Consider the following 14205-nt stretch of genomic DNA (forward strand, 5'->3'; position numbering starts at 1 on the left):
GCGATCGCCTTCGGCGACCCTTGACAAGCCGACACGAACCGAAATGCCAAAGAGCTGCCGGGAAGCCCCCGAAGGATGGCCAGGGGGTCAAGTCCAGCCTCCACTCCCGTCAGAGAGAGCAGCCCGGATCCCGATGTGCAGAATCCTTCCTCCCGGGACCCCACCCCTGCCCGGCACCGGGCATGCGGGTAGCCGAGCCCCCAGGGCCCGAAAGATGGCCCTCTCCGAAGCCAAGGGGCTCCAACCTGCACGAAACGACGAAGAAATGGCTGCCAGGAGCGGGGAGACGCCCCAGATCGCTACGCGCTCCTCTTTTCTCGGCGCCCGACGGCCGTCTGGGGCTGGTAGCGCACTAGATCGCTACGCACTGCCTCACTGCTCGGCGGCTGACCGCCGCCTGGGGCTGGCAGACGCGTCAGATCGCTACGTACTGCCGGCCTACAGACGACCGACGACCGTCCGTGGCTGGTGGGCGAGCCAGCTCGCTTCGCACTTCTGTCACCTCGGCGACGCGCCGGCGTCACGGGTGCCCTTGCACCCCGCCGCTGGGAGTTTTGTCCGCATTTGGATGCCAGGTGGGAGGCGAAGGAGCGTCAGACGGAGTCTGGCGTCACGAGAGTTGCCATCCGATTACCTAAGGGCTCTTCTTCGACTCGCATGTCGAGACGTCGTCAGACGTTGTGAGGGGGAAGGCTGTGACCGTCGGCGGCCTTTGCCCAGCTCCAGAGGGCCGTCGGACGCCGAGAGTCCGGCAGCGCGTACCCATCTGACGCGCCTACCAGCCACGGACGCCCCACGGACGCCGATTAACCCTCAGTACGTAGCCGTAGGGCGCCGACCAGCCCCAGACGGCCGCCGGACGCTGAGACGTGACGGACCACGTAGCGATCCGTTGCGCCACCAGCCACGGACGGCCGGCGGACGCCGAGAAATGAGGAGCGCGTAGCGATCTCGCGCGCCTCCCCGCTCCTGACGGTCATATTGTCGAAGTCTGGTGCAGGTTGGGGCCCCTCGGCTGCGGAGAGGGCCATCTTTCGGGCCCTGGGGGCTCGGCTACCCGGATGCCCGGTGCCGGGACGCGGTGATGGTCCTGGAAGGAAGGATTCTGCACCTGGGGCGGGAGAGCGGCGTCTCTGACGGGAGTGGAGGACGGACTTGACCCCCTGGCCATCCTTCGGGGGCTTCCCGGCAGCTCTTTGGCATTTCGGTTCGTGTCGGCTTGTCAAGGGTCGCCGAAGGCGATCGCGCAGCGACGCGACGCAGGAGCGCCCTTGACGAGCCGGCGCGAACCGAAAGGACAATGGGCGGCCGGGAAGCCCCCGGACACCCACCGACCCTGCCCCACCGTGACCCCGTTCCCACAAGGCACCGCCCAGCAAGCCGAACCCGTCCCGGTGCTCGCTGCCCGCCGTTGCCACCGCCCCACTCACCGCCGCAGGACCGCGTGACGGCCGCCCTGCGGCCCCCAGGGCGGCCAACCCGTCCCGGCCAGCCGAAGCCCCTCGCCTCGGCTCCCGCCCCGCCCCTACGCCGTCCGGCGCAGCAGGGCCAGGTACATCGCGTCCGTGCCGTGGAGGTGGGGCCACAGCTGGACGTCCGGGCCGTCGCCCAGGCCCGGGACGCCCTGCATGTACGGGCGGGCGTCGATCAGTTCGGCCGACACCGGGCGGGCGCCCGCGCCGCGGCCGCGCAGGACGTCCTCGACCACCACCCGGGTCTCCGCCAGGTGCGGCGAGCACGTCGCGTAGCCCACGACCCCGCCGACCCGCACCGCGGCCAGCGCCTCCCGCAGCAGGGCGCGCTGCAGCGGCGCGAAGCCCTCCAGGTCCTCCGGGCGGCGCCGCCACCGCGCCTCGGGCCGGCGGCGCAGCGCGCCCAGCCCCGAGCACGGCACGTCCATCAGCACCCGGTCGAAGGATCCCGGCAGCCACGCCGGGCGGGTGCCGTCGGCGGCGATGACCTGGTACGGGCCCGGGTTGCCGGCCAGCGCCCGTTCGACCAGGCGCGCCCGGTGCGGCTGCTTCTCGGAGGCCAGCAGGAACGCCCCGCGCTCGGCAGCCAGCGCCCCCAGCAGGGCCGCCTTCCCGCCCGGTCCCGCGCAGCCGTCGAGCCAGCGCTCGTCGCGGCCCTCGACGGGGGCCGCCGCCAGGGCCATCGCCACGAGCTGGCTGCCCTCGTCCTGGACGCCGGCGCGCCCCTCGCGCACCGCCTCCAGCGCGCCCGGCTCGCCGCCCTCGGCCATCCGGACGGCGTACGGCGACCAGCGGCCCGGCAGCGCCGCGTCCTCGCCGACCGCCTCGACCAGCTCCTGCGGCGTGGACCGCCCCGGCCGGGCGACGAGCGTGACCTCGGGCCGCTCGTTGTCGGCCTCCAGCAGGTCCTCGATGCCGGCCCGCCCGCCGCCGAGGGAGTCCCACAGCGCGCTGACGACCCACCGGGGGTGCGAGTGGTAGACCGCGAGGTGTTCCTCGGCGTCGTCCTCGTACGGCGGGGCCACCTGCTCCAGCCAGGCGTCCAGGTCCTGCGCCGCGATCTTCCGCAGCACCGCGTTCACGAACTTCGCGCGCCCGTCGCCCAGCACCACCCGGGCCAGCTCGACGCTGGCCGAGACCGCCGCGTGCGTCGGGATCCGGGTCCCCAGCAGCTGGTGCGCGCCGAGTGACAGTACGTCCAGCACCGGCGGGTCCACCTCGCGCAGCGGCCGGTCGATGCAGGCGCTGATGATGGCGTCGTACGTGCCCTGCCGGCGCAGCGTGCCGTACACGAGCTCGGTGGCCAGCGCGGCGTCGCGGGCCTGGAAGTCCTCGTTCTGGCGGGCCTTGCGCAGCAGCGGCGGGAGCACGAGGTTCGCGTACGCGTCGCGTTCGTCCACCGCCCGCAGTGCCTCGAAGGCCAGCATCCGGACCGGGTCCTTCTTGGGCCGGCGGTACGGCTTGGGCTGCTTGCCGCCGGCTGCGGCGGGACGACGGCGGGGCTGTTCGCTCACGTGAAAGGTGCTCCGGAGATACGAGACAAAAGGGGTGATGCAGGCGAAATCAAATTACGACGACACGGCCTACGGCTGCTCTCAGCCTACGTCCGCCCCGCCCAGCCGCTCGCCCGGAGCGATGCGTACCCCGCGGGCCCAGTCGGCGGCGCGCATCGGCTTCTTGCCCTGGGGCTGCACCCAGAGCAGCTCCACGGCGTGCGAGCCGGTGCCGACGTGGACGTGGTTCTTGGCGGGGGCGAGCACGCCCGGCTCCAGGTCGGTCCGGTCGGTGACCAGGCCGAGGGAGATCACCTTGAGCCGCTCGCCGCGGAAGACGGTCCAGGCGCCCGGCGCCGGGGTGCAGCCGCGGACGACGCGGTCGGCGCGCAGCGCGGGCGCCGTCCAGTCGATGCGGGCGTCCTCAACGGTGATCTTGGGCGCGAGGGAGATCCCCTCGGCGGGCTGCTCCACGGCGCGCAGGGTGCCGTCCTCGATGCCGTCCATGGTGGCGGCGAGCAGCCCGGCGCCGGCGAAGGCGAGGCGGGTGAGCAGGTCGCCGCTGGTGTCGGTGGGGCGGATCTCCTCGGTCAGGACCCCGTAGACCGGTCCGGAGTCGAGGCCCTCCTCGATCCGGAAGGTGGAGGCGCCCGTGACCTGGTCGCCCGCCATGATCGAGTGCTGGACGGGGGCGGCCCCGCGCCAGGCGGGCAGCAGCGAGAAGTGCAGGTTGACCCAGCCGTGGCGGGGGATGTCGATGGCGCTCTTCGGGATGAGCGCGCCGTACGCGACGACCGGGCAGCAGTCGGGGGCGATCTCGCGCAGCCGCTCCTGGAACTCCGGGTCGCGCGGCCGGACGGGCTTGAGGACCTCGATCCCGGCCTCCTCGGCGCGCTCGGCGACGGGGCTGGCGACGAGCCGGCGGCCACGGCCGGCCGGGGCGTCGGGCCGGGTGACGACGGCGGCGACCTCGTGGCGCCCGGAGGCGATCAGGGCGTCCAGGGCGGGCACGGCGACCTCGGGGGTGCCTGCGAAGACGAGCTTCACTGGGGTCCTACCTCGCTATCTCGGCTGTCAGCAGCGCACCAGTCTATGGGGCTCGTACGCACCCGGGCCGCCCGGGCCGCCGACCGGCCGGACAAGCGCCGCTGCCCCGCCGCTGCCCCGCCGAACCGCCCCACTCGCCTCATCCGTCCCTTCAGGGGGCGTACGTACACCCACGCGCGTCTCGCATATGCCGACACGCCCCCGGTGCGTGACTTCCTCGCCCGGTGGCGCGTTGGTCAAGAGAGATTGACCGAAACCGGGCCGCTACCAGAACGACGAGAACGGTGTCTGCGGCCCGATCCGCTCTTCAGCACCGGTTCGAGAGGCTTCTTCATGGCCGACCACGCCACCCACGACGCCCAAGCACGGGCCAGCCTGCACCTCCTGGTGCGGGACATCGAGCGGGTTCGCCGGCAGGTGGATGCTCTGCGTACGCTCACCGCCCAGCTCGGCAACGTGTACCGCCCGCGCCGCTCCGGTCCCTCCACGGGCTTCGTCGTCTATGGCCGGGCCCCCGCGCCCACCGTCCGCCTCGCCCAGGAGCTGCGGGACAGCGTCGAGACGCTGGTCACCGCCGCCGTGGACTTCGACCGCTCGCTCGGCTTCTCCTGGGACGCGGTCGGCTCGGCGCTCGGCGTCACCAAGCAGGCCGTGCACCGCAGGTACGGGGCCCGCCGCGCCCAGGCCGCGGAGTCTGCCGAGCCGGTGGCAGAGGGGAGCACCACGCGGACCATCGGCCCGCTCCCGACGGTGCCCGCGGCCCGCTCGGTGCCGCCGCAGCCGCTGCGCGAGGAGTCCCAGGCGGCCGCGGCCGGGTCCCGCTCCGCGGCCTTCCCCGGGCCCCGCAACGGCTGATCCGCCGCCCGCCGCCGGGACGCCGACCCCCGCCGGCCGGTACGGCTGACGCCGAGGCCGAGCCCAGTCCAAGCCCCGTCCGGGGCTGAGACCCTCCGAGGCCGAGCCCCCTCCGACGCGCCCCCGACGGGAGCGGCCCCCCACGCCGCCCCCGTCGGGGGCGTTCGGCCGTCGGGCACCGACCCGCCCGGGCGCCCGCCCCGCCTCAGCCGATGTCCGGCGGGTCGATCCGCACCCGGACCCGCTCCGAGGCCGGGACGCCCCGGGCCAGCCGAGCCGCCTGGGCCGCCTTCAGGGCCGCGGCCAGGGCGGCCCCGCTGCCCGGCGGGACCCGGACCAGGGCCCGCTCCCCCGGCGACGGCTCCCCGCGCCGCCCCGGCAGCGGCACCGGGCCCAGCACCTCCGCATCCGGCGGCAACTGCACGCCGGCCAGGAAGGACTCCACGGCCTCGCCCCGCCCGGCCACGGCCGCCATCCGGGACACCGGCGGGAAGCCGAGCTGGGCCCGCTCCGCGAGCTCGCGCACCGCGTGGCCGACCGGGTCCCACCGTACGAGCGCCTGGACCGGCCGCAGCGTCGGCTCGGCGACCACGACGACCTGCCCGTCCCCCCGTACCAGCGAGGCGGCCGCGATCCACCGGCGCAGGGCGTCCTCGCCGGCCCGCAGGTCGGGCCGGGTCAGCATCGCCCAGCCGTCCAGCAGCAGCGCCGCCGCGTACCCGGCGCCCGCGGCGACCGGTTCGGCGCCCGGGGTGGACACCACCAGCGCAGGCCGGTCCGGCACCTCGTCCAGGACGTGGTCGCGCCCCGAGGTCCGTACCGGAACGGCCGGGAAGGCCCGGCCCAGCTCCTCGGCGGTCCGGCGGGCTCCGACCACCTGGGCGCGCAGCCGGAACGACCCGCACTCCTCGCAGTGCCAGGCGGGCTCCGGACGCCCGCACCACCCGCACTGGAGGTCCCGCGCGTCGGGGGCCTCCAGGGGGCCGGCGCAGACCGTGCAGCGGGCGGGGGTGCGGCAGCGTTCGCAGGCGAGCCGGGGCACGTAGCCGCGGCGCGGGACCTGGACCAGCACCGGCCCGGTCTTCAGCCCGTCCCGGACGGTCTCCCAGGCCAGGCTGGGCAGGCGGGCGGCCCGTGCGGCCTCGTCCCGGGCCAGCAGTTCGTCGCCGACGGTGCGGATGCGCGGGGCGCAGGCCCGGACCGTCTCCCGGTCGGCGACGAGCGGGCGGGCCCAGCCGGATTCGACGAGCTGGGCGGCCTCCACGGTGCAGCTGGTGCTGCCGGCGAGGAATCCGCAGCCGTCGCTGACGGCGCGCAGTTCCAGCACCTCCCGCACGTGCGGGAAGGGGGCGTGGTCGTCGCTGTGGCTGGAGTCGCCGTCGTCCCATATCGCGACGAGCCCGAGGTCGCGTACGGGGGCGAACATGGCGGCGCGGGTGCCGATGACGGCGCGCACGGAGCCGCGGTGGACGGCGAGCCACTGGCGGTAGCGCTTCTCGGGGCCGGACTCGGCGGTGAGCAGGGCGTGCCGGCCCTCGCCGATCAGGGCGGTGAGGGCGGCGTCGAGGCGGGCGGCGGTCCGCCCGTCGGGCAGGACTGCGAGGGCGCCGCGGCCGGAGGCGAGGGTGGCGGCCATGGCGCGGGCCAGCTCGTCGGCCCAGCCGGGGCCGGGCAGGGCGGTCCACACGGCGCGCGGGATCCCGCCGGTGGCGAGGGCGCGCAGGAAGGCGGGGCCGGCGCCGTACCGGGCCCAGCCGGCCGGGTCGGGCGCGGCGGGCGGGGGCAGGGGGGCCGGGGAGGGCTTGGCCTCGGCGCGGGCGTTGCGCGGGGGCAGGGCCAGCTGGAGCACGTCGGCGAGGCTGCCGGCGTACCGGTCGGCGACGGCGCGGGCGAGGGCGAGCATGCCGGGGGTGAGGACGACCTCGGGCGAGACCACGTGGGCGAGGGCCGCCAGGGCTCCCGTGTAGTCGGACTCGGCGCGGCGCTCGACGATGAACCCGTCGATCAGCCCGCCGCCCTCGCGGCGGCCGCCGTGGACGTGGTGGGAGCCGGCTCCGAAGCGGACGCGGACCCGGACGCCGGGCTGCGCGGCCTCGGAGAGCTCCTCGGGGACGGCGTAGTCCCAGAGCTGGTCGAGGTGCAGAACACCCTTGTTGACGAGGACCCGGGCGACGGGCAGGTCCTGGGCGAGGGCGGCGCCCCGCCAGGTGCGCGGCTTGGCCTTGGGGGCCTTGGCCTTCGCCTCGGCGACCATTTCGCGGATGAGCGCGAGCTGCTCGGGCGGTCCGCCGGGACTCCCGTCCCCGCCCCGCCGACCGCCCTCGTTCTCGCTGCTCACACCGCATTCTTACCAAAGCCCACCGACAACGCCGGCCCCCGAGGCCGCTCGCGAGGCCTCCGCCGGCGACGGGGGTCGCCCCGGGGACAGCACGGCTAGTGCGCAGGTCCCGGTCGGGCGGCGTCGGCCCGATGCAACGCCGTCGCGCTCTCCGGGCACCAGCGCAGCTCCTCCGCTGCATGCGCAGCTTCCTCGCGCACGCCGGGGTGCGGATGGCCGAGGAACCGCTCGACGGTCGGCAGCGCCGCCTCGTCGTGGGTGGCGCCCAAGGCGGCCAGAACGTACCCCAGGAGCAAGGGTTCGATGCCGTCCGCCACGTCGGCGAGCGGCTCCACCACCCGGTAAGGCAGCTCGTACCGCATCGCGGCCCCGCAGACGGCGTGCAGAGCGGACTCCCGTACCGGGAAGAGCTCGTCGGAGAGTGCGACCGCGACGAGGCGCTCGACCACCGGCTCGGCGTCCTTCTGCACCAGCCGGCCGGTCTCCAGAACGTCGCCGACGACGTCGAGGCATAGGTCCCGGCGGCCCGTCTCCGCGCCTGCGAGTTCCTTCCAGGCCGACTCGATCAGCTCCGTCATCCTCCGGTACGCGTCCACGGCCGGAGAATAGGCGAAGGGCCCCGGACCAGTGGTCCGGGGCCCGCAAGCGGGGGCCGGTTACAGGCCCGCGGCCTCGCGGAGGGCGTCCACGCGGTCCGTGCGCTCCCAGGTGAAGTCCGGCAGCTCGCGGCCGAAGTGGCCGTACGCGGCGGTCTGGGCGTAGATCGGGCGCAGCAGGTCGAGGTCGCGGATGATCGCGGCCGGGCGCAGGTCGAAGACCTGGGCGATGGCGTCCTCGATCTTGCTCACCTCGACCTTGGCGGTGCCGAAGGTCTCCACGAACAGACCGACCGGCTCGGCCTTGCCGATGGCGTACGCGACCTGGACCTCGCAGCGCGAGGCGAGGCCGGCGGCGACCACGTTCTTGGCGACCCAGCGCATCGCGTACGCCGCGGAGCGGTCGACCTTCGACGGGTCCTTGCCGGAGAAGGCGCCGCCACCGTGGCGGGCCATGCCGCCGTAGGTGTCGATGATGATCTTGCGGCCGGTGAGGCCGGCGTCGCCCATCGGGCCGCCGATCTCGAAGCGGCCGGTCGGGTTGACCAGCAGGCGGTAGCCGTCGGTGTCCAGCTTGATGCCGTCCTCGACGAGCTCCTTCAGCACGTGCTCGACGACGAACTCGCGGATGTCGGGCGCGAGCAGCGAGTCCAGGTCGATGTCGGACGCGTGCTGCGAGGAGACGACGACCGTGTCGAGGCGGACGGCCTTGTCGCCGTCGTACTCGATGGTGACCTGGGTCTTGCCGTCGGGGCGCAGGTACGGGATGGTCCCGTTCTTGCGGACCTCGGACAGGCGGCGGGAGAGCCGGTGCGCGAGGTGGATCGGGAGCGGCATGAGCGCGGGGGTCTCGTCGCACGCGTAGCCGAACATCAGGCCCTGGTCGCCGGCGCCCTGCTTGTCGAGCTCGTCCTCGTCGCCCTCGACGCGCTTCTCGTACGCGGTGTCGACGCCCTGCGCGATGTCCGGGGACTGCGCGCCGATGGACACCGAGACGCCGCAGGAGGCGCCGTCGAAGCCCTTCTTGGAGGAGTCGTAGCCGATCTCGAGGATCTTGTCGCGGACGAGCTGCGCGATCGGCGCGTACGCCTTCGTCGTCACCTCGCCGGCGATGTGCACCAGACCGGTGGTGATGAGCGTCTCCACGGCCACACGCGAGGTCGGGTCCTCGGTGAGGAGTGCGTCGAGGATCGTGTCGCTGATCTGGTCAGCGATCTTGTCGGGATGGCCCTCGGTGACGGACTCCGAGGTGAACAGGCGGCGGGACACATCGCTCCCTGGGGTTGCAGCGGCTGCTGGCTGATCATTTGGCGAAACACTACCGGGGGCTGCGCCCGGACACGTTCCGAATGCAGTTTATCGGTCGCCACCGTTCGGCGGACCACCCGTCTCGCGTTGTGGGAGCCCTGTGACCTGCGGCACTCCATTCTGGCTCATGGAATCGGGTTCGAGAAGGGCCGTGGGTCACGCGCGTCGCGGCGCGAGGCGCGCGGCCACCTGGTCCCAAATCACGTCCGCCAGGGCTTCCTTCGGACCATAAGGCACTGCCACCTCGGCCCCATCGGAGCCCAGGATCACCGCTTCGTTCTCCTCGGATCCGAAGGTCTTGGATTCGCCGACCTCGTTCACGACGAGAAGATCACATTGCTTGCGCCGGAGCTTGGCACGCCCGTTGGCGAGGACGTCGTCGGTCTCGGCGGCGAAGCCCACGACGACCTGGCCCTCGCGGGCCCGGTCGGCGGACACCTCGGCGAGGACGTCGGGGTTGCGGACGAGCGCGACGGGGGCGGGGTCCTGCCCGTCCTGCTTCTTGATCTTGCCGGAGGCGTACTCGGCCGGCCGGAAGTCGGCGACGGCCGCGGCCATGACCACGGCGTCGGCGTCCGCGGCGGCCTTGAGGACGGCCTCGCGCAGCTGGACTGTCGTCCCGACGCGGACGACGTCCGCCCCGGCCGGGTCGGCCAGGGCCGTGTTGGCCGCGACGAGGGTGACCCGGGCGCCGCGGGCGACGGCGGTGCGGGCGAGCGCGTAGCCCTGCTTGCCGGAGGAGCGGTTGCCGAGGAAGCGGACCGGGTCGAGCGGTTCGCGGGTGCCGCCCGCGCTGATCACCACGTGCCGCCCGGTCAGGTCGGCCTCGGCGGCGCCGCGCGCCAGGACCCGGCGGCAGACCTCGTAGATCTCCTCGGGGTCGGGCAGGCGCCCCTTGCCGGTGTCCTTGCCGGTGAGCCGGCCGACGGCGGGCTCGATGACGACGGCGCCGCGGCGGCGCAGCGTGGCCACGTTCTCTTGGGTGGCGGGGTGCTCCCACATCTCGGTGTGCATGGCGGGGGCGAAGACGACGGGACAGCGCGCGGTGAGCAACGTATTCGTCAGGAGGTCGTCGGCGAGGCCGTGGGCGGCCTTGGCCAGCATGTCGGCGGTGGCCGGGGCGACGACGACGAGGTCGGCGCCCTGCCCGATGCGCACGTGCGGGACCTCGTGGACGCTCTCCCAGACCTCGGTGCCGGCCGGGTTCCCGGAGAGGGCGGCCCAGGTGGCCTCGCCGACGAAGTTCAGGGCCGACGCGGTGGGCACCACGCGTACGTCGTGTCCGGACTCGGTCAGCCGTCGCAGCAGCTCGCACGCCTTGTACGCGGCGATCCCGCCGCTGACCCCGAGCACGACCTTCGGCTTACGCACCACACACGCCCTTCTCGCGACACATCCCGGTGACCCGCCCGATGGGACGGCGGGTGACACACCTATGACACACCACAGGCCCGGCAGGTGTGCTGCCGGGCCTGTGGTGCAAGGATTTTTCTCGGTGCCTTACTGGGCCGGGGCCTCGATGGCCTCGGAGGTCAGCAGGCCCGCGTTGATCTCGCGCAGCGCGATCGAAAGCGGCTTCTCGTGGACGTGGGTGTCCACCAGCGGGCCGACGTACTCGAGCAGGCCCTCACCGAGCTGCGAGTAGTACGCGTTGATCTGACGCGCGCGCTTGGCCGCGTAGATCACGAGGCTGTACTTCGAGTCCGTGGCCTCGAGCAGCTCGTCGATCGGCGGGTTGATGATGCCCTCGGGCGCAGTGATGGAAGAGGACACGCTCTACCTTCCGAAGATGGATGAAAGATCAGACATCGACCGGTTGCACACCTGTCAACCGATCAACGGTTACACAACGTCCATCAAGGCTAGCAGCTCACGTGCCACGTCCTCGACGGAGGTGTTGACCAGGGTGGTGTCGAACTCGGACTCGGCGGCGAGCTCGATCTTGGCGGTGGCCAGCCGGCGGTCGATGACCTCGGCGGACTCGGTGCCGCGGCCGGTGAGCCGGCGGACCAGCTCCTCCCAGCTCGGCGGGGCCAGGAAGACCAGCTGTGCCTCGGGCATCGACTCGCGGACGAGCCGGGCGCCCTGGAGGTCGATCTCCAGGAGGACGGGTTCGCCGTTCTCCAGGCGCTCCGACACCGCGCCGCGCGGGGTGCCGTAGCGGTTGCCCGCGAATTCGGCCCACTCCAGCAGCTCGCCGTTGGCGATCAGCTTGTCGAACTCGTCGTCGTTGACGAAGAAGTAGTGGACTCCGTGTCGCTCACCGGGCCGCGGCTTGCGGGTGGTGGCCGACACCGAGAGCCACACCTCGGGGTGGACCTTGCGCATATGCGCGACGACCGTGCTCTTGCCGACCCCCGAAGGGCCGGAGAGCACGGTCAGCCGCGGACGAACCTCTGCTGCCATAGAGCGATTATCCAGGTTCTCGGGACTGCCTGAGAACGCCGGAGGAACTCCGGGCGACGCGTCAGCCGGCAGGAGTGCCGAACTCACGCTCCAGGGAGGCGATCTGGTTGGAGCCGAGACCTCGAACACGCCGGGACTCGGAGATGCCGAGGCGCTCCATGATCTGCTTGGCGCGGACCTTGCCCACGCCCGGCAGGGACTCCAGCAGGGCGGAGACCTTCATCTTGCCGATGACGTCGTTCTCCTGGCCCGTCTTGATGACCTCCTGGAGGGAGGCGCCGGAGTGCTTGAGTCGATTCTTCACCTCGGCCCGCTCCCGGCGAGCCGCGGCGGCCTTTTCGAGCGCGGCTGCGCGCTGTTCAGGGGTAAGGGGCGGAAGAGCCACGCCTACGTCACCTCGGATGTCGAACTGTCGGATACGGACCGGTGGGGAACCCTAGGGCGCCACACCAGGCGAATGCCCGAACAGCGGTGGAACTCGTTCGCTGCTCGTTCACTCTGGTCGGAGACTAGCGGCCAAGGCCGCTCCAGTCAGCGAGAACGGACGAAAAGTCCTGGTCAGCCTCCACTGAACCGTACATCACGGACAAACCACCCTGGTTTTGTCCGGTGAAAGACGTTGGATTTTCGTCAGACCGTACGACGACCACCCGACGACCACCCTGCGACCGCACGCGGTCCGGGCGGCTCAGGCGGAGACGGCCTCGCGGATCTCCTCGGCGAACCGGGCGGCCGAGTCCCGCAGGGCGGCGGCGTCCGGTCCGTGCTTGAGGATGCCCCGCGAGACGTTCGGGACGACGTTGCGCACCGCCGCGCCGAAGACCCGCGGAAGGTCGGCGGCGGTGGCGCCCTGGGCGCCGATGCCGGGGGCGAGCAGCGGGCCGTTGATGTCCAGGTCGAAGGAGGACAGGTCGCCCAGGGTGGCGCCGACGACCGCGCCGAAGGAGCCCATGGGCTCCTCCCCCGCGTTCTCCTCGGCCAGGTGCTTCAGCATGGTCGCGCCGATCGTGAGGCCGTCCCCGCGGACCGCCCGCTGCACCTCGGCGCCCTCCGGGTTGGAGGTCAGGGCCAGCACGAAGAGCCCGGCGCCGGACTCGCGGGCCAGGTCCACGGCCGGCTTCAGCGAGCCGTAGCCCAGGTACGGGGTGACGGTCAGCGCGTCCGAGAAGAGCGGCGAGTCCTTGCGGAGGAAGGCCTCGGCGTACGCGGCCATCGTCGAGCCGATGTCCCCGCGCTTGGCGTCCATGACCACCAGGGTGCCCGCGGCCCGGGCGTCGGCCACGGTCCGCTCCAGCACCGCCAGGCCCCGCGAGCCGAACCGCTCGAAGAAGGCCGCCTGCGGCTTGAAGACCGCGACGGAGTCCGCCAGCGCCTCGACCACGGTGCGGGAGAAGGCCTCCAGACCGGCGACGTCGTCGTTCAGGCCCCAGGAGGCCAGCAGGGCGGCATGCGGGTCGATGCCGACGCACAGGGGGCCCCGCTCGTCCATGGCGGAGCGCAGGCGGGTACCGAACGGCAGGGGCCGCCCGGAGGGCGTCGTTGAGGGGTGGCGGTCGGGCGACGGGTGGGCGGTCACTTGGTGGCGGCCTTTCGGGTCTCGGCGCCGACGGCCTCGGCGAGGGTGGCGTACGGGCTGGCGGCCAGGCGGGCGGCCAGGCCCTTGTGGATCGCGCGGGCGTAGAAGGGGCCCTCGTAGATGAAGGCGCTGTAGCCCTGGATGAGGGTCGCGCCCGCCAGGATGCGCTGCCAGGCGTCCTCGGCGTTCTCGATGCCCCCGACGCCCACGAGGACCAGGCGGTCGCCCACACGGGCGTACAGGCGGCGCAGGACCTCCAGGGAGCGCTGCTTGACGGGGGCGCCGGACAGGCCGCCGGTCTCCTTGACGAGGGCGGGGTCGGACTTCAGGCCGAGGCCCTCGCGGGCGATGGTGGTGTTGGTGGCGATGATGCCGTCGAGGCCGAGCTCCAGGGCGAGGTCGGCGACGGCGTCGACGTCCTCGTCGGCGAGGTCGGGGGCGATCTTGACCAGGAGCGGGACGCGGCGGTCGGTGACCGTGCGGTCCGCGGCCTCGCGCACGGCGGTGAGCAGCGGGCGCAGCGACTCGGTGGCCTGGAGGTTGCGCAGGCCGGGGGTGTTCGGCGAGGAGACGTTCACGACGAGGTAGTCGGCGTGGCGGGCCAGGCGCTCCGTGGAGGTGACGTAGTCGCCGACGGCCTCCTCCTCGGGCACGACCTTGGTCTTGCCGATGTTGACCCCGACGACGGTCCTGAAGACCGGGCGGCGGGTGGCGAGGCGCTGCGCGACGGCCGCCGAGCCCTCGTTGTTGAAGCCCATCCGGTTGATCAGCGCGCGGTCCGGGACGAGCCGGAAGAGGCGCTTCTTGGGGTTGCCGGGCTGGGCCTGGGCGGTGACGGTGCCGATCTCGACGTGGTCGAAGCCGAGCATGGACATGCCGTCGATGGCGACGGCGTTCTTGTCGAAGCCCGCGGCGAGGCCGAAGGGGCCGTGCATGCGCAGGCCGAGGGCCTCGGTGCGCAGTTCCTTATAGCGCGGGGCCAGGGCGGCCGCGGCGAAGGTGCGCAGCACGGGCGTGCGGGCGGCGAGGCGGATCCAGCGGAAGGCCAGGTAGTGGGCCTGCTCGGGGTCCATCCGCTTGAAGACCAGGTTGAAGAAGAGCTTGTACATCGTCC

Annotated in this window: 12 protein-coding genes; 1 reads left to right on the plus strand and 11 read right to left on the minus strand. The window is 73.1% G+C overall.

Annotated elements, in window-relative coordinates:
* Positions 1–1525: 1525 nt before the first annotated feature.
* Positions 1526–2986 (minus strand): transcription antitermination factor NusB, encoded by a 1461-nt coding sequence (locus AB0F11_RS21115; RefSeq protein WP_362175828.1) that lies wholly within the window; start codon positions 2984–2986, stop codon positions 1526–1528.
* Between the two features lie 81 nt (positions 2987–3067).
* Complete coding sequence (gene fmt, locus AB0F11_RS21120) at positions 3068–4012, minus strand: methionyl-tRNA formyltransferase (protein WP_362175831.1); 945 nt, start codon at positions 4010–4012, stop codon at positions 3068–3070.
* A 333-nt stretch (positions 4013–4345) separates the two neighbouring features.
* Between fmt and AB0F11_RS21125 the strand changes: the two genes are divergently transcribed.
* Entirely contained in the window at positions 4346–4867 is a 522-nt protein-coding gene (locus tag AB0F11_RS21125; RefSeq protein WP_362175834.1) for a hypothetical protein, read from the plus strand.
* A gap of 205 nt (positions 4868–5072) precedes the next feature.
* On the opposite strand, the gene AB0F11_RS21130 is transcribed toward AB0F11_RS21125, so the two are convergent.
* From AB0F11_RS21130 to AB0F11_RS21170, 9 genes are all read right to left on the minus strand, one after another.
* The gene (locus tag AB0F11_RS21130) at positions 5073–7205 is read right to left on the minus strand and encodes a primosomal protein N' (protein ID WP_362175837.1); all 2133 of its coding nucleotides are present in this window, start codon (positions 7203–7205) and stop codon (positions 5073–5075) included.
* Positions 7206–7300: 95 nt separating this feature from the next.
* Positions 7301–7801 (minus strand): hypothetical protein, encoded by a 501-nt coding sequence (locus tag AB0F11_RS21135; protein ID WP_362175840.1) that lies wholly within the window; start codon positions 7799–7801, stop codon positions 7301–7303.
* A 60-nt stretch (positions 7802–7861) separates the two neighbouring features.
* Positions 7862–9070 (minus strand): methionine adenosyltransferase, encoded by a 1209-nt coding sequence (metK, locus tag AB0F11_RS21140; protein ID WP_362175842.1) that lies wholly within the window; start codon positions 9068–9070, stop codon positions 7862–7864.
* A 195-nt stretch (positions 9071–9265) separates the two neighbouring features.
* Complete coding sequence (gene coaBC, locus AB0F11_RS21145; RefSeq protein ID WP_362175845.1) at positions 9266–10480, minus strand: bifunctional phosphopantothenoylcysteine decarboxylase/phosphopantothenate--cysteine ligase CoaBC; 1215 nt, start codon at positions 10478–10480, stop codon at positions 9266–9268.
* A 129-nt stretch (positions 10481–10609) separates the two neighbouring features.
* A complete protein-coding gene (gene rpoZ, locus AB0F11_RS21150) occupies positions 10610–10882 on the minus strand; it encodes a DNA-directed RNA polymerase subunit omega (protein ID WP_004948662.1) in 273 nt (90 codons plus the stop codon).
* A gap of 69 nt (positions 10883–10951) precedes the next feature.
* Positions 10952–11515, minus strand: coding sequence for a guanylate kinase (gene gmk / locus AB0F11_RS21155; protein WP_362175848.1), 564 nt, complete (start codon positions 11513–11515; stop codon positions 10952–10954).
* A 61-nt stretch (positions 11516–11576) separates the two neighbouring features.
* A complete protein-coding gene (locus AB0F11_RS21160) occupies positions 11577–11900 on the minus strand; it encodes an integration host factor (RefSeq protein WP_008740406.1) in 324 nt (107 codons plus the stop codon).
* A gap of 303 nt (positions 11901–12203) precedes the next feature.
* Positions 12204–13034 (minus strand): orotidine-5'-phosphate decarboxylase, encoded by an 831-nt coding sequence (pyrF, locus tag AB0F11_RS21165; protein WP_362176027.1) that lies wholly within the window; start codon positions 13032–13034, stop codon positions 12204–12206.
* Between the two features lie 53 nt (positions 13035–13087).
* Positions 13088–14200: a quinone-dependent dihydroorotate dehydrogenase gene (locus AB0F11_RS21170; RefSeq protein ID WP_362175851.1), complete on the minus strand. Its 1113-nt coding sequence runs from the start codon at positions 14198–14200 to the stop codon at positions 13088–13090.
* Between the last annotated feature and the right edge of the window lie 5 nt (positions 14201–14205).

The sequence above is a fragment of the Streptomyces sp. NPDC032472 genome (assembly GCF_040636955.1).
Classification (GTDB): Bacteria; Actinomycetota; Actinomycetes; order Streptomycetales; family Streptomycetaceae; genus Streptomyces.